This window comes from Amphritea sp. GJ51-11, from assembly GCF_055808735.1.
Window position 1 is genome coordinate 3,993,450 of sequence record NZ_CM147881.1, and the last position, 16,060, is coordinate 4,009,509.

The 16,060-nt window shown below is 49.0% G+C and carries 13 protein-coding genes; 4 read left to right on the top strand and 9 right to left on the bottom strand.

All coding sequences use genetic code 11. The features are described from left to right. Positions 1-6: 6 nt before the first annotated feature. Genes aroB through pilM form a run of 7 tightly spaced genes read right to left on the bottom strand, consistent with a single transcriptional unit; the run spans position 7 to position 6,490 of the window. Complete coding sequence (gene aroB, locus AC0L4K_RS18020; protein WP_473267445.1) at positions 7-1,083, bottom strand: 3-dehydroquinate synthase; 1,077 nt, start codon at positions 1,081-1,083, stop codon at positions 7-9. 14 nt (positions 1,084-1,097) lie between these two features. Continuing rightward, positions 1,098-1,616, bottom strand: a complete 519-nt coding sequence (gene aroK, locus AC0L4K_RS18025; RefSeq protein WP_417226512.1) for a shikimate kinase AroK — start codon at positions 1,614-1,616, stop codon at positions 1,098-1,100. A 10-nt stretch (positions 1,617-1,626) separates the two neighbouring features. Continuing rightward, positions 1,627-3,735: a type IV pilus secretin PilQ gene (locus tag AC0L4K_RS18030; protein ID WP_473267446.1), complete on the bottom strand. Its 2,109-nt coding sequence runs from the start codon at positions 3,733-3,735 to the stop codon at positions 1,627-1,629. A gap of 5 nt (positions 3,736-3,740) precedes the next feature. Further along, positions 3,741-4,289, bottom strand: a complete 549-nt coding sequence (locus tag AC0L4K_RS18035; RefSeq protein ID WP_417226508.1) for a pilus assembly protein PilP — start codon at positions 4,287-4,289, stop codon at positions 3,741-3,743. Then, positions 4,273-4,875: a type IV pilus inner membrane component PilO gene (locus AC0L4K_RS18040; protein WP_417226506.1), complete on the bottom strand. Its 603-nt coding sequence runs from the start codon at positions 4,873-4,875 to the stop codon at positions 4,273-4,275. Before AC0L4K_RS18040 ends, AC0L4K_RS18035 begins: the two co-directional genes overlap by 17 nt. Positions 4,876-4,877: 2 nt before the next feature. Next, complete coding sequence (locus AC0L4K_RS18045) at positions 4,878-5,426, bottom strand: PilN domain-containing protein (RefSeq protein WP_417226504.1); 549 nt, start codon at positions 5,424-5,426, stop codon at positions 4,878-4,880. Positions 5,427-5,431: 5 nt separating this feature from the next. Next, on the bottom strand, positions 5,432-6,490 hold the full coding sequence (gene pilM / locus AC0L4K_RS18050) for a type IV pilus assembly protein PilM (RefSeq protein ID WP_417226502.1): 1,059 nt from the start codon (positions 6,488-6,490) through the stop codon (positions 5,432-5,434). Between the two features lie 155 nt (positions 6,491-6,645). On the opposite strand from pilM, the gene AC0L4K_RS18055 reads away from it, so the two are divergent. After that, positions 6,646-9,177 (top strand): penicillin-binding protein 1A, encoded by a 2,532-nt coding sequence (locus AC0L4K_RS18055; protein ID WP_473267447.1) that lies wholly within the window; start codon positions 6,646-6,648, stop codon positions 9,175-9,177. 67 nt (positions 9,178-9,244) lie between these two features. Here the strand turns inward: AC0L4K_RS18055 and AC0L4K_RS18060 are convergent, their stop codons facing one another. Together AC0L4K_RS18060 and rpmE are read right to left on the bottom strand one after the other, a co-directional pair. Continuing rightward, positions 9,245-10,516: a malic enzyme-like NAD(P)-binding protein gene (locus tag AC0L4K_RS18060; RefSeq protein WP_417226498.1), complete on the bottom strand. Its 1,272-nt coding sequence runs from the start codon at positions 10,514-10,516 to the stop codon at positions 9,245-9,247. Positions 10,517-10,796: 280 nt separating this feature from the next. Further along, the gene (gene rpmE, locus AC0L4K_RS18065; protein ID WP_417226497.1) at positions 10,797-11,012 is read right to left on the bottom strand and encodes a 50S ribosomal protein L31; all 216 of its coding nucleotides are present in this window, start codon (positions 11,010-11,012) and stop codon (positions 10,797-10,799) included. Between the two features lie 222 nt (positions 11,013-11,234). Here rpmE and AC0L4K_RS18070 point away from each other — a divergent pair, with 222 nt between their 5' ends. The 3 genes from AC0L4K_RS18070 (at position 11,235) to AC0L4K_RS18080 (ending at position 16,019) form a co-directional block, all read left to right on the top strand. Beyond that, a complete protein-coding gene (locus AC0L4K_RS18070) occupies positions 11,235-13,436 on the top strand; it encodes a primosomal protein N' (RefSeq protein ID WP_473267448.1) in 2,202 nt (733 codons plus the stop codon). Between the two features lie 177 nt (positions 13,437-13,613). Further along, on the top strand, positions 13,614-15,299 hold the full coding sequence (gene argS / locus AC0L4K_RS18075) for an arginine--tRNA ligase (protein ID WP_417226493.1): 1,686 nt from the start codon (positions 13,614-13,616) through the stop codon (positions 15,297-15,299). Between the two features lie 12 nt (positions 15,300-15,311). Beyond that, the gene (locus AC0L4K_RS18080) at positions 15,312-16,019 is read left to right on the top strand and encodes an SPOR domain-containing protein (protein WP_473267449.1); all 708 of its coding nucleotides are present in this window, start codon (positions 15,312-15,314) and stop codon (positions 16,017-16,019) included. Positions 16,020-16,060: the final 41 nt, after the last annotated feature.

Sequence of the window (16,060 nt, forward strand, 5' to 3'; positions counted from 1 at the left end):
GCCCTCTTAAGCGGTAAAGTGGGTTAATGTTTGCTGTAACATTTGTGGCTCGAATTGATCGGTTACCACCGCATTGCCTAACTCACGCAGCAAAATCAATCGCAGCTGACCATCAATCACTTTTTTATCCACCGCCATGAGCGACATAAACTCGTCGGCAGTCATACCCTCAGGGGCTTCTACCGGCAAATTTGCCGTCTGCATAATACGTACAACTCGCTGATAATCAGCATCGCTAATCCAGCCCAGTCGACGTGAAAGATCCGCTGCCATCACGGTACCGACTGCAACCGCCTCGCCATGCAACCAATTACCATACCCCTGACAGGATTCAATTGCATGGCCGAAGGTATGACCTAGATTCAACAACGCCCGGACACCCGACTCTTTTTCGTCCTGAGCGACCACCTCAGCCTTGAGTTCACAGGAGCGATAGATAGCATGGCTCAATAGCGCAGTATCCCGGTCGATTAGCCCAGTCATGTTCGCTTCGAGCCAATCCAGAAAGGTAATATCGTAAACCAATCCATATTTAATCACTTCCGCCAGCCCCGCTGATAATTCACGGTCAGGCAGCGTGCTTAATACATCAACACTCGCCAATACGACTTGGGGCTGATGAAAAGCACCAATCATATTCTTACCCAGCGGATGGTTAACACCCGTCTTACCACCCACAGAGGAGTCAACCTGCGACAATAGTGTCGTCGGTATCTGAATAAAATTCACACCGCGCTGATAGCTAGCCGCCGCAAAGCCGGTCATATCCCCGACGACCCCACCACCGAGTGCAATCAGCGTTGTCGTGCGATTATGCCGGCAGGCCAGTAAACGATCATAAACTGCACCGAGCTGATCCAACGTTTTGAACTGCTCACCGTCAGGTAGAATCACATCATCCACCTGAACCGAAGGCAACACGGCTTTTAATTGATCAAGATAAAGGGGAGCCACCGTTTCGTTACTGACAATCAGCACCTGATTCCCTTTGATATAGGGAGTCAGGTTTTCAGCACGAAACAGGTCGGAGCCAATAAAAATAGGGTATGAGCGATCAGCAAGATCTACGTTTAACGTTTGCATGGAGGGGCTTATCTCTATTTGATAATTTGCTGTGCACGAAGCTCCGCCATTATATCAGTAACCACCGCTTTGGGGTTACGACGTTCAGTATCCACCACAACATCGGCCACTTGCAGATAAAGAGGATGACGCTGTTCCATCAGTGTATTCAGAACCGTTTCTGGATCGGGTGTTTGCAGTAAGGGACGGTTTTTATCCCGCGCCGTGCGCTCAAGCTGTTGAGCAACCGAAGCCTGTAGATAAACCACTGTGCCTCGGCCTTGCAAGTTAGAACGATTTTCAGAACGCAACACAGCACCACCACCGGTCGCGAGCACTAAATTATCTTCAGCACTCAACTGATCAATGATTTTCGCTTCCCGGTCGCGGAATCCTTGCTCACCCTCCACATCGAAGATCCAGGGAATATCAGCCCCGGCAAGCTCTTCAATCACTTTATCCGAATCGACAAACCTTAACTTTAACTCATGGGAAAGAAGACGCCCTATGGTGCTTTTACCAGCACCCATAGGGCCAATTAGAAATATATTCAATACAACAACCTTACTGAGCTGACAGTGACTCTTTTACCAGCTTAGGCGTGATAAAAATAAGTAGTTCGGCCTTAACATTCGAGGTGGACTTATTTCGGAAAAGAGCCCCAAGCACCGGAATATCACCCAACAATGGGGTTTTATTAACAGTGTTTTGTGTTTCATTTTCAAAAACGCCACCCAATACAACGGTTTGTCCATCAGGCACAACAACCGATGTTTCCAGCAGGTTTTTGATAATGCTGATCTCACCGTTGGACAATGTCTCACCAATCGAATCTTTCTTAATCACCAAGTCCATGGCAATACGATCCCCAGGATTAATACGTGGGGTAACTTCCAATGACAGCACCACATCCTTGAATTCGGTATCCGTGTTACCGTCATCATCGGTGGTGGTATATGGAATTTCCTTACCAGACTCAATCAAAGCCATTTTACCATTGGTGGTAACAACTTTGGGTTGAGAAATAACTTCGATACGACCATCAGACTCCAATGCAGATAGCTCAAGCTGCAGCAGTGCACTATTAGACGCAAGGCCAATCGCCACAGAGGCTGGGGACGTAACATTAGCGCCAAGGTCAACCATCAAACCACTAGGCACAGAACCGGGTGAAGACACACCTGAAATGGAACTACCGATTGAGATGCCGTTACCAGATGAATCGGTATCCCCATACCCGAGACCCCACTTAACACCAAGATCTTTGGATACGGTGGTATTTGCCGTCACCAGTCGCGCTTCGATCAGCACCTGCGCAACTTCAGTATCGAAGCGACGCAGGGTTGAACGGATCTCTTCCATTCGGTTAGCTGTTTCACGCACCATCAATACATTGGTTTCGTCATCAGCTAAAATCAATCCTCTTTCTGAAACCAGCTTAGCCTCATTCAAGCGAGAAACCATATCGGACGCTTTGCGGAAATCGACTTGAATAAACTCAGTTCGCAGTGGCGCTAACTCTTCCACTTGCTTGCTGCTTTCCAATTCGATCCGTTCCCGTTCGGAAATCTCTTCGGCTGTACCAATCAGCAGGACATTGCCCATTTCACGCTTATCAAGCTTATTGGTGTTCAGAATAAGGTCTAACGCTTGATCCCAAGGGACATTTTTCAACCGCAGGGTGATATTACCACCAACATTGTCGCTGACCACCAAGTTCATCTCAGCCACTTCAGCTAGAATCTGCAATACCGAGCGTACTTCTACATTCTGGAAATCCAAGTCGATGCGCTCACCGCTATAAGGGAAACGCTCTTCCTCGATACGATCCTGTTCAGCTTGAGTGATCGGCTTCACATCCACAACTAACTGGTTGTTAGTCTGATAAACCATATAATCATAAGGCTCAGCGGAGGGCTTGATTAGAATAGAAACATTCTCGCCACTGGCCATAGAGTCAATAAACATCACCGGTGTAGCAAAATCCTGTACATCAATGCGGTTTTGTAAGCTAGCGGACAGGCCGACACCTAACAGGTTTACAACAACATTATTACCTTCTTCAATCACATCAACGCCGGCACGATCATCGGTCAACGAGACAACAACTCGGCCCGCACCATCGGCAGTCCGTTCAAAATCCACACCACTTACATGAGTTTTATCTGGCAAGACAGGCTTAGCTTTAGAGCCAGCAGATACTGAATTACTTACCTTAGCAGTCTCTTGTTTCGCCATTCCGCGGTCGCCCACGGTCAAAAACAAGCTATTACCATCGGTACGGGTTTCAAAAGAAGAGGCCTCAAACAGATCAACGACTACTCTTAAGCGTCCGGCGACCTGAGCGAAGTTGATCTTATCAACATTGCCACTCTCAATACTCAGCAAACGGCTGTTCTGAGTATTTTCAACGCCCCACATATCCAGCACAACCCGCGCAGGACTGTTAGTCATATACGATTTAGGCAGCGTTGGCGGCACATCAAAATCGAAACGTATTTCAAGTTTATTATCAGGAAGCGCAACAAAAGACGATTCCATTAGTTTTGCATCCGCCGCTATCGCATTGACAGCTAGCATCAACAATCCGATGACCATTCCCGCCATCTTAGCGAGAGCGGAGTACGTTAGTTTACCCGCCTGAATATTCTTATTCACAGTATTCACCATCATCGTCATCAATCCATCACCACGCTACGGGGACGTCGCATCCAACCACCCCGGCCGTTTGTAACAATCTCAATAAGCTCAACATTATCGCTGTTAACGGCAATTACCTTGCCATAATCCAGCCCCATATAATCACCGACGGATACCCGGTGTACTTCTCCCTTCTTGTCCTTGATTAGCGCCCAGCGAGAACCGTTTGCGCTCATATTGATGCTGCCAACCATGGCAAGATTATCCAGCGAAAATGTTTCAAGGTAAGATCTTTCTCGGTCAATATCCGGCTTAATACCGCTATTGCCGTCGTCAGCAACACCCTCTTCGGTATCGACTGTTATGATAGAAACTAATGGTTTGAATGGACTGCGCATACTGGCACCTTCATAGACGAAACTATGATAGGCCTTAAATTCAGGCAGCGGCTCCACTTTTTGAACTTTCTTCTGTTTCTCCTGCGCGACGAAACTACGCAGATCGCTGACATCCTCAATCCAGACGCAACCGCCGAGAAGAAAGGGAACAAGAATCAGAAAACGCAAAACTTTACTTGGTATCATCATAGCGATAAGTCTTTGCACTAATTGTCATATCCAACTGGCCACCAGCAGGATTTATACTGTAGTCATGCAGTGTCACAATCCGCGGAATTGCGGCGACGCCACTAACAAACTGCCCCATCTGGTGGTAAGTACCACTCACTTTGATATTGATCGGCAACTCAATAAAGATTTCATTGCGCTTCTCGCCACCCAGTGAAATAGATTGAATTTCCAAACCACTAGAGCGACCAATTTCAGTAATATCTTCCAGCAAGCCGGGTACTTCTTTTTCCGTTGGCAGCTGTTTCAATAGTTCAGCAAACCGCCCCTGCACATCTGCCATCTGCTCTCGAAGCTGATCAAGGCTGGCAACCTGAGTCGTTTTTATCGACACCTGTTGTTTCAGTCCTGACTCTTGGCTCACTTCCCGCCCAAGGCCTTTCTCTTTATCAGTAATGTAGAAGTAATATCCTGCTCCCACCACTAAAGAGAACACTAAAAGATAGGCGATGAATTTAACGCCGCTAGGCCAGCTACCCGCAGTACTGACATCGAGGTTATCCGCATCAAACCCTTTGAAACTGTTTTTCAGTGCATCCATAGACATAATCAGTTCACCTCTTCCAGCGAGGGCTTCAACACAGGAACACTCAAGTTGAATTTTTTCATACGGCCATCATTGGCAACGGTGGAAAGGTTAGGTTCGCCAAACCAGATGCTGGCATAAATATGTCGCATGAGACTTGACACGTCATCACTTTTCTCCGCGAGTCCCGCCAAATTAATGGTATCGCCACTGCGTCTCAGAGAGAGGTAATGCACGCCATCAGGCAGCACACGGACCATTTCATCAAAGCTACGCACAATCAGAGGTCGTGTTCCCTGCAACTCCTGAATAGCATTCAAACGATCGATCAAACGCGCGCGTTGTTGTTTGAGGGCTTTAATATCGGCTAACTGTTTATCGAGCTGGCTAATTTCCTGACGCAAAAAGTTATTACGTGCTTTCTGTCGGTCGGTTTGCATATCGATATAAAAACCGATAAGAAACACCACAACAGCAGCAAAAAATGCAGCAGCGACCAAATTCACAACAAACTGTTTTTGCCTCTCAGCAGCCAGTTCTTCGCGCCAGGCCCTTAAGTTAATCTTTGCCATAGTCGCTACCCTTCAAAACTTCGTAACGCAAGGCCACAAGCTTTTACCAGGGTAGGAGCATCCTGTTTCAGCCGACCTGCATTTATTTTCGAATCCAAATCCATTTCTGTAAATGGATTAGCAACCTCAACCTCAACCCCGACTTCAGCTTGCATCTGCTCGGCCAAACCATCAATGGCAGCCGTACCGCCCAAGATATAGAGCTTACTTAATTCGTTGTGGGGACCTGAAGAGTAGAAGAACTGTAATGAGCGGGAAACCTGTTGCGAAACCGTACTCCGAAACGGCAACACGACACTCTCCTTTAGTTCATCTGACAGCTCACCGCTGCGTAGCAGATGTTCAACCTCGCCCGCCTCCAAACCCGACTGCTGATGAATAAGGTTACTCAGATCATTCCCACCAAAGGCCTGTTCACGGTCATAAACGACTCTGCCGTTTTTAAACACATTCAGCGTTAGAGTTGATGCGCCAATATCAACCAACCCAACTAAACGACCTTCATGATCACCTTTCTCTAGCAGCGGAACCACTCGTTCAGTGGCAAAGCGGTCAACATCCACCACTTCACATTTCAAACCACTGCTATTGATCGCATCTTCGCGCATTTCAACATCATCACGTCGACAGGCAACAAGAAGAATATCATTGAGTTCGGGGCTCCCCTCTGCTGGACCAAGCACTTCAAAGTCCAAAGCAATTTCATTCAAGGGGTAGGGAATAAAGCGATCCGCTTCTAGCTTAACCTGCTCTTCGAGCTCGTAATCAGTAAAAGCATTGCTCAACTGAATCGTTTTGGTAATAACCGCTGAAGAGGGAACTGCTGCAACGCAGGTCGAAAGCCCACCGCCGCAAATTTTCAAACCTGCCTCTACCGCATCGGATACCTGAGCAACATCCTGAATACTGCTTTCAATCACAGCGGATGAAGGTAAAGGCACAATTGCATAGGAGTCGAGACGTAACCCTCGTCCTCGCTTCGAAAGCGCCACCATTTTTATTGATGAGGAGCCGATATCTATGCCGACCCATCCTTTTTCCTGTTTGCTAAGAAAGCTAAGCACAGTAAATTATCCTTAAAAAATCCCGCATAAACCGACCTTATACTGACTCTAGCGCGGTTTCATTAAAAATTAAACCACTGTTTCACTAGTGGACGACACTTTCTTACAGATATAATAACTCGGCAACAAAAAAATTAACTTTAAATAACTTATACATGAAACTATTGACATCGATTCTCAAGCTCGGCTTAAAACTATTCCTACTAGGTGCTTTTATCGGCTGCCTAGCACTGGCTGCCGCGTATTATTACTACGCACCTAAGCTTCCTGATGTCGAAACGCTTCGCGACGTTCAGCTACAAACCCCGCTAAGAATATACTCTGAAGATAACAAACTAATTTCAGAGTTTGGCGAGAAGCGTCGTTCACCTATTAGTTTTGATCAAATTCCTCAAAACTATGTTAATGCCCTTCTTGCAGCCGAAGATCGAAACTTCTTCAACCATATCGGCATAGACATTAAAGGTCTTTTTCGCGCCGTATTCCAGTTAGCCAGCACCGGTCGCATCCAAAGCGGCGGCAGCACTATCACCATGCAGGTGGCTAAAAACTACTTCCTCACCCGTGAACGATCTTTCGTTCGTAAATTCAATGAGATACTACTCTCCTTGCAGATCGAACAAGAACTCACAAAAGAGGAAATATTCGAACTCTATATCAACAAAATCTACCTCGGCCATCGCTCTTACGGTATCCAAGCGGCGGCCAATATCTATTATGGCAAAAACATCGATGAACTTAGTTTAGCTCAAGTTGCCATGATTGCAGGCTTACCTAAGGCGCCCTCCGCATACAACCCCATCACCAACCCGAGCCGCGCAACTGAACGCCGCAATTGGATCCTTAAACGGATGCACAGCCTGAGCTTTATCAACGATGAAGAGTACAACACAGCTAAAAACGAACCAGTAACGGCAGAATATCACGGTACACAGATTGAACTGTATGCTCCGTTTGTTGCAGAAATGGTTCGCAATGAGTTATATCAATATTTCGATGAGAGTTTATATACCAACGGATTCCGGGTTTACACCACTCTTAACAGCAAAATGCAGGCAGCCGCAAACCTCGCCGTTGAAAACGGCTTATTAGCCTATACCGAAAGACATGGTTATTTTGGTGCCGAAAAAGCAGCTGCAGTAAAACAGCTCACCGAAGCTAATATAATCGCAACCTTGAATAAGCAACGCACCTTCGGCTCGTTACAGCCGGCCATCGTTATTAGCACAGATGAGCAACAAGCCGAGGTCTTCGTTAAAGATCACGGTCCGGCAACACTCACCTGGGATGGTATGCAATGGGCACGAGAATACAAAGGGCCGAACCGCTTAGGCCGCAAACCTAAATTAGCCTCTGATATCTTAGCTCCTGGCGACTTGATCAGAGTACGAGCAGACGGCGAGAGCGACTGGCGCCTAACACAGGTCCCACGGGTAGAGGGTGCCTTTACTGCTTTATCCCCTAAGGACGGCGCATTACGAGCACTGGTCGGTGGATTTAACTTCAACCACAACAAGTTCAACCGCGCAATTCAAGCAAAACGTCAGCCGGGGTCCAACCTAAAACCATTTATTTACGCCTCCGCTCTCGAGCAAGGTTATACACCGGCAACCTTGATCAACGATGCTCCAGTGGTATTCCACGACAGCAACCTCGAATCAAACTGGCGACCACAAAACTATAGCAAGAAATTTTATGGCCCCACTCGCCTAAGAGAAGCACTGTATAAATCAAGGAACCTAGTCTCTATTCGTATTCTCAGATCCATTGGCATCGATACAGCAACGGAATTCCTAACCCGCTTCGGCTTCGATAAAGACCGCTTACCGAACAACCTATCACTCTCTCTCGGTAGCGCCGATGTAACGCCACTAGAGCTGGTTACTGGCTATGCAGGCCTCGCCAATCAAGGCTTCAAGATCACGCCTTACTTTATTGATAGAATAGAGGATACCGAGGGCAATGTGCTCTATCAGGCACAACCTACGACTGTGTGTGTTGACTGTACCTATGTTGCCAATGACTCAAGCATCCCGTCAGACTTCCGAATGATCAGTAAGCAAACACTTACCAACTCGACATTACCCAGCACTCAAGAAGAAATATCAGCGAAAGAAACAGACACTGAAGAGCAAAACCTCACCGAGTTAGCCCCCGTTACGCCGCTTACCGGACAGCAAATAACCAACCTTCCGGTCGCCAATCGCATTATGAAACCGCAAACCGCCTACATGATCTATAACATCATGCAGGACGTTATCACCCGCGGTACAGGTCGCCGAGCACGCGTATTGGAACGCTCAGACCTCGCCGGCAAAACCGGCACAACTAACGATCAGAAAGACGCTTGGTTCTCAGGCTTCAATAAAGAGGTTGTCGCTTCTGCATGGGTAGGCTTTGACCAACCCACCACCCTAGGACGAAGTGAATTTGGTGGCACCGCCGCCCTGCCGATCTGGATAGACTTTATGGAAACCGCATTGGAAGATATTCCCGATCTGCCAATTCCGCAGCCTGACGGCCTAGTGAGCATTCGGATCGATCCGAAAACAAGCCTGCTTGCCTATCCCGGCCAAGAAAACGCCATCTTCGAGATATTCCCCGCAGCCAGCGTACCAACAGAAACCGCTAGAAACCCATTAATGCCCAATACTTCAGGCACAACGCGCACGGAAGATATCTTCTAAAACGGCTGGTCGAAATAACAGGCACAAAAAAACCGGCATCAGCCGGTTTTTTTATAACCACAATCGATTAACGATTAAGCAGCGCATCAACAGTTGTCAGCGGGTAATGAGCAGGCAACGGCAGACGTGCAACACCTGAGTCAATTGCAGCCTGTGCAACCGCTTCAGAGACAACACCCAGCAGGCGAGCATCAGTTGGCTTAGGAATAATGTACTGAGGACCAAATTCCAGAGAGTCTAGCTCGTACGCATCCAGCACTTCCTGTGGAACAGGCTCTTTAGTCAGCCCGGCCAAAGCGCGAACCGCTGCGGCTTTCATCTCTTCATTGATAGCAGAAGCACGAACATCTAGCGCGCCACGGAAGATGAACGGGAAGCCCAATACGTTGTTAACTTGGTTAGGGTAATCGGAACGACCTGTCGCCATAATAACGTCATCACGGACAGAGTGAGCCAGTTCAGGTGTGATTTCTGGATCAGGGTTAGCACAAGCAAACACAACAGGTGTTGGTGCCATCTTAGCCAGCTGTTCAGCGCTCAGCAGATTAGGGCCCGACAGACCAACAAACACGTCCGCACCGTCAATAGCATCATCCAGCGTACGCTTATCTGTTTCAGACGCGAACGCCGCTTTTTGCGGTGTCAGGTTTTCACGACCAGAGTGAATCACACCAGTACGGTCGATCATGTAGATGTTTTCGACCTTAGCACCCATGTTAACCAGCAGCGTCATACAAGCATTCGCAGCTGCACCGGCACCCAGACAAACAATTTGTGCTTCTTCCAGTTTCTTACCGGCAATTTCCAGCGCATTGATCATGCCGGCAGCGGTTACGATAGCAGTACCGTGCTGATCGTCATGGAAAACAGGGATACTGCAACGTTCGATCAGCGCACGTTCAACTTCAAAGCATTCTGGCGCTTTAATATCTTCCAGGTTGATACCACCAAAGGTATCAGCAATGCGCGCAACCGTATCAATCAACGCCTGAGGACTCTCAGAATCGACTTCAATGTCAACAGAATCGATTCCAGCAAAGCGCTTGAACAGCAGCGATTTGCCTTCCATAACCGGCTTGGATGCCAGAGGTCCCAGATCGCCAAGACCCAAAATCGCAGTACCGTTAGTAATGACAGCTACCAGGTTACCTTTAGCTGTATAGCGGTATGCGTTATCAGGGTTCTCTGCAATAGCGCGCACAGGCTCAGCAACACCAGGGCTATAAGCCAGGGCTAGATCACGGGCAGACTCAGCAGCAGTAGTCAGTTCTACACTGATCTTACCTGGGCGAGGGAACTCGTGATAATCGAGTGCAGCTTGTTTCATATCTTCAGACATGGTCGCGGTTCCAACTTATGTTATAGAAATTCGGACTTGGGATCATATAGAAAAGATCCCTGTCTCTCAACTGACAAAATAGCTCATATCTCTGAAAATTTATCGATATTCAGTGACTTTTCTACTACTTTCGAGGGAGTAAACAGATTTTATATAAGGGAGAGTTGGTAAAAACAGAGAATTTAGCCAGTTATTCTTTAGTTTAATAAAAATCAGTCTAAATTGACCAGAAACAAAAAAGGCATCCCAAAGGATGCCTTTTTCAATCACAAAGTACTGCTTACTTCTTAAGACCACGGCCACCGAAGCGCTTGTTGAAGCGGTCAACACGACCACCGGTAGTCGCATCTTTCTGCTTACCGGTATAGAACGGGTGGCACTGGCTGCAAACATCGATATGAATGTCTTTGCAGATAGTTGAACGTGTTTTAACAACGTTACCACAAGAACAGCTTGCGCTGATCTCTACGTATTCTGGATGGATATCTTTTTTCATTGGAACCTCAGTTGTTTTGTATGCCGCCACCTGATCTTTTGCCAGGCACCGCATGCAGGCTTTTACTATGAAGTTAAGCCTTATAGGATTAAGGGCGAGCATTATACATACAGCTTTCTAGCCCAGCAAGCATTTACCTTCAGTTAACAAAGGCACTGGTTAACAGCGAAAACAAAAAGACATACACTGTGCCATCTTACCTTGAAACGAGCCTCCCTTTTTATGCCTTACCTGCGACTAGCCATACCCTCACCGCTGCGTCGGCTATTCGATTACCTGCCGCCGCAAGACTGTGATACAGCCGCACTGCAGCCCGGCGTACGGGTTAAGGTTCCCTTTGGTCGCCGAGAAGTCACTGGTGTGCTCATTGAGGTCAGCGAAACCACCGAGGTGCCACTCAATAAGCTAAAGCCCGCCATCGCCATTCTCGATGACACGCCACCGATGCCCGAAGCGGTGTTGAAACTGGCACGCTGGGCCGGCAACTATTATCAACACCCCCTCGGCGATGCCCTCAGTCAGGCATTGCCGGTTTTACTGCGCAAAGGTGAGCCCTGCGAATATACCCACCAGCACCTGTGGCGCGCCACGGCCGAGGCCGATATATCTCAACTAGGTAAAACCGCGGCACGCCAACGAGAACTGCTGCTGCTTCTAATGGAACACCCCAACGGAATCAGCGAGGGCGCCATTCGCGCCGAAGGAGGCCAAACCGGCCTCTTAAAAAAGCTCGTCGATAAATGCCTAGCCGAATCCTTTATCCACAAGCCGAATCATACCGAACATAATGATCAGCCACTGCATGAAGCCCCACTGACGCTTAATACAGAACAGCAGCAGGCGGTTCAACAGATTACCGCCACCGCTGGCTTTAAAACTTATTTATTACAGGGCGTCACAGGCTCCGGTAAAACCGAAGTCTATCTACAGGCGATCGAGCACTACATTCGTCAGGGTAAACAGGCCTTGATTCTAGTGCCCGAAATTGGTCTAACGCCGCAGACTGTGGCACGTTTCAAGGCTCGGTTTAATCTACCGGTAGTGGTGTTGCACTCCAATCTCACCGACAATCAGCGACTCGATGCTTGGTTACAGGCCAGAGAGGGTGTCGCTCGGATTATCATCGGCACCCGCTCGGCGATTTTCACCCCGTTGCGCAACCCGGGCGTTATCTTTATTGATGAAGAGCATGACACCTCCTTTAAACAGCAGGAGGGGTTTCGTTACAACGCCAGAGATCTGGCCGTTATGCGCGGCCACTTCGAACAGATTCCGGTAGTACTCGGCACAGCAACGCCGGCAATAGAAAGCCTCTACAACGCCAAACAGGGCCGCTATCAGTGGTTAAAGCTGAACAAACGCGCTGGTGATGCGCTGCCGCCAAAATTTGAACTCTTGGATATTCGCCAACTTCCGCTACAGGACGGTCTATCTCAGCCGCTTATCCAACAGATTAAAGCTCATCTACAGCAAGGGACTCAGGTGCTGATATTCCTGAATCGCCGAGGCTTCGCCCCCACCCTGATGTGTCATGACTGTGGTTGGCTAGCCGACTGCCGCCGGTGCGATGCGCATATGACGTTGCACCGCAAACCTTTCCATCTACACTGTCACCACTGTGACAGCCAGCGGCCCGTACCCACCGTTTGCGATAGCTGCGGCAGCACCGATCTTAAACCGGTCGGGGCCGGCACCGAGCGTACCGAAGAGTTATTGCAGGCGCTATTTCCGGATTTTCCCGTCATCCGAGTTGACCGAGATACCACCCAGCGCAAAAATGCAATGCAACATATTATGGACCGGGTGCATCAAGGTCATCCCTGCATTCTCATCGGCACCCAGATGCTCGCCAAAGGGCATCATTTCCCGAAAGTCACCCTAGTGGCTATTCTGAATGCCGATAGCGGTTTATTCAGTGCTGACTTTCGCGGTATGGAACGTACTGCCCAACTCATTCTACAGGTCGCTGGGCGGGCCGGACGGGCCGACCACCCTGGTAAAGTCGTGATGCAAACACACCATGCCGACCACCCCATCATTACCAGCCTAGTCACCGAAGGCTATCAGGCCTTTGCCGAACAGGAACTCAGCCAACGGGTCTCAGCACAACTACCACCCTCGATCTATTGCGCCATGTTCCGGGCCGAAGCTAACCACCAAGGTCAGGCTGAACGTTTTCTCGGTAGGCTGCGCCAGTTATTAGCGGATGACATCCTCCAACCCCAAGGTATTCATTGGCTTGGCCCACTCCCCTCACCGATGGAGAAACGCGCCGGCCAATACCGCGCTCAGCTAGTCTTACAAAGCCACGACCGCAAAGCCCTGCACCAACAACTGCACAATATTATTTGCCAAGTCGATAGTGATCCAGAGGCACGCAAAGTACGCTGGTCAATCGATGTTGACCCGGTGGATATGTTTTAGCCACAAATAAACCCGCCGGGGGTTAACAAAAGGCAGCTGAAAAGGGATAATACGCGGTCTTTTTTACAGACAACTGCGCAGTTCGGGCGTAATAAGCCCTGAGTCGGTTTTTAATACGACCTTTTCAGCCTGCGCCTTTGTATCTGACTCCAGAATATAACCCGGTATCTTTTGAGCATGAAACAACACATTGCGGACCTGATTAGTACTGCCCTGACCTCGCTGATTGAAGATGGCACACTGCCAGCCGACACTCAGCCTAAAATCATGGTGGAAAACACCCGCGACAAGTCTCACGGAGATTTCGCCTCAAACATTGCGCTCACACTGGCTAAAGCAGCCCGAAGCAATCCTCGTGAACTATCCCAAAAGATATGTGCAGCACTGCCAGACTCTGAGAATGTGGAAAAAACAGAGATCGCCGGCCCCGGTTTTATTAACTTCTTTGTCAGTGACGCCTCCACCGGCAATCTGATCAAAACCATTCTGCAACAAAACAGCCACTACGGCCGCAATAACGATGGCGCGGGTAAAAAAGTGCAGATTGAGTTTGTTTCCGCCAATCCAACCGGACCGCTGCATATCGGCCACGGACGTGGAGCAGCGGTCGGCGACTGCCTGAGCCGCCTAATGGAAGCCACGGGCTGGGATGTTACCCGCGAATTTTATTACAACGATGCCGGCCAGCAGATCAACAATCTCGCTCTTTCTGTGCAAGCACGCTGTAAAGGCCTGACACCGGAAGACCCTAGCTGGCCTGAAAATGGTTACCGCGGTGATTACATTACCGAACTAGCCGACAGTTTTATGCGCGGCGATACCGTTGAGTCAGCCGACCAAAGCTTCACCGGCACGAAAGATGCCGATGATCTCGAAGGCATTCGTCACTTTGCTGTCGCTTACCTGCGCCACGAACAGGATCTCGATCTGAAAGCCTTTGGCGTTGATTTCGATGTCTACTTCTTAGAGTCCTCGCTGTATAACGAAGGCAAAGTAGAAGAAACCGTACAGACCCTCATTAAAAACGGTTTCACCTATGAAGAAGGTGGCGCTCTTTGGTTGCGTACCACCGACTTTGGTGATGATAAAGATCGGGTTATGCGTAAAACCGATGGCGGTTACACCTACTTTGTACCCGATGTCGCTTACCATATGAACAAGTGGCAACGGGGCTTCGACACCGTGATCAATGAACAGGGTGCCGACCATCACAGCACCATCACCCGCGTCCGCGCTGGTTTGCAGGCTCTTAATGCCGGCATTCCTAAAGGCTGGCCCGATTATGTCTTGCATCAGATGGCGACCGTTATGCGCGGCGGCGAAGAGGTGAAAATATCTAAACGGGCTGGTAGCTATCTGACGCTGCGCGACCTGATTGAAGAGGTTGGCCGAGATGCGACCCGCTTCTTCCTCGCTGCCCGCAAGTCCGATAGCCATCTAAATTTTGATATCGATCTGGCCCGTTCGGAATCCGCCGACAACCCGGTTTACTACATTCAGTACGCCCATGCCCGTGTCTGCTCAATCTTCCGCAAACTGGCGGAAAACAAACAGCAATGGGATGAAGCCACTGGCCTGCAAGTATTGGATCGACTGGAACTGGAATCAGAAAAACGTCTGGCGATCAAACTAGGTCGTTACCCAGAAGTCATTAAGCGCGCAGCGGATGTTCGTGAACCTCATCTGATCGCCACCTACCTATATGAACTGGCCAGCGATTTCCATACCTATTACAACTCTGAGAAGACCCTCGTTGACGATGCCGATCTCCGTAACGCACGTCTGACGCTAGCGGTGGCGATTCGCCATGTACTGGCCAACGGTCTAGACCTGCTCGGCGTTACCGCGCCGGATCAGATGTAAGAAGGCAGACTCATGGCGCGCAAAGACTTCGCAAAAAAACGCAACAGTGGTTCGGCAGCCAGCCGAACCACTCGCAGTAATGCTAAAAGTAAGAGTGCGCCCGTCAAAAAACCATTCCCTTTGGTGCGAACCGTTATCAGCCTCGCCTTTCTTGTCGGCTTTGTTTATGTGCTGTGGCAATTAACCTCCGTTAAACCCGATAACGGTGCAATCGCCCCCGCTAAGAGCAGCACCTCAACACCGGTTAAACTTCCCGCAAAGACTGCCGAAAAACCAGCCGCTAAAACGGTAGCCAAACCCAAGCCCGCACCGGCGAAGAGTAAAACCGAAAACAAAACTAGCAATAAAGCCAGCACAACACCGGCAGTCCCCGTCGAAGAGCAATCCGAACGGTTCGATTTCTATGAAATCCTCCCAGAAAGCGAAGTCGATACGGCTAATGTCGAACCCTATAAATCGACCCCTAAAAGTGCCAAGTCGAAGCATACCTATGTGCTTCAAGCTGGCTCATTCCAAAGCAACAAAGATGCCGAACAACTCCGTGCTCGTCTTATTCTCGAAGGCTTGCCCAATGTTCGTACCAAGCGCGTCACCAACAGCAACGGCAGTATTTGGTATCAAGTACTTGCAGGGCCGTTTGAAAACCGCTCGATGCTGAGTAAAGCCGAAGACCGCTTAGTCCGGATGAATATTCAGCCTCTTGTGCGGCAAATCGACTAAAACCTTTTGTCATCGGTTATTCATAACCTTGAAATAACGTC

Coding starts and splice junctions, on each gene's coding strand:
- aroB (WP_473267445.1), bottom strand. CDS start 1,083: ATGCAAACGTTAAACGTAGATCTTGCTGATCGCTCATACCCTATTTTT.
- AC0L4K_RS18030 (WP_473267446.1), bottom strand. CDS start 3,735: ATGATGGTGAATACTGTGAATAAGAATATTCAGGCGGGTAAACTAACG.
- AC0L4K_RS18035 (WP_417226508.1), bottom strand. CDS start 4,289: ATGATGATACCAAGTAAAGTTTTGCGTTTTCTGATTCTTGTTCCCTTT.
- AC0L4K_RS18040 (WP_417226506.1), bottom strand. CDS start 4,875: ATGTCTATGGATGCACTGAAAAACAGTTTCAAAGGGTTTGATGCGGAT.
- AC0L4K_RS18045 (WP_417226504.1), bottom strand. CDS start 5,426: ATGGCAAAGATTAACTTAAGGGCCTGGCGCGAAGAACTGGCTGCTGAG.
- AC0L4K_RS18055 (WP_473267447.1), top strand. CDS start 6,646: ATGAAACTATTGACATCGATTCTCAAGCTCGGCTTAAAACTATTCCTA.
- AC0L4K_RS18060 (WP_417226498.1), bottom strand. CDS start 10,516: ATGTCTGAAGATATGAAACAAGCTGCACTCGATTATCACGAGTTCCCT.
- rpmE (WP_417226497.1), bottom strand. CDS start 11,012: ATGAAAAAAGATATCCATCCAGAATACGTAGAGATCAGCGCAAGCTGT.
- AC0L4K_RS18070 (WP_473267448.1), top strand. CDS start 11,235: ATGCCTTACCTGCGACTAGCCATACCCTCACCGCTGCGTCGGCTATTC.
- argS (WP_417226493.1), top strand. CDS start 13,614: ATGAAACAACACATTGCGGACCTGATTAGTACTGCCCTGACCTCGCTG.
- AC0L4K_RS18080 (WP_473267449.1), top strand. CDS start 15,312: ATGGCGCGCAAAGACTTCGCAAAAAAACGCAACAGTGGTTCGGCAGCC.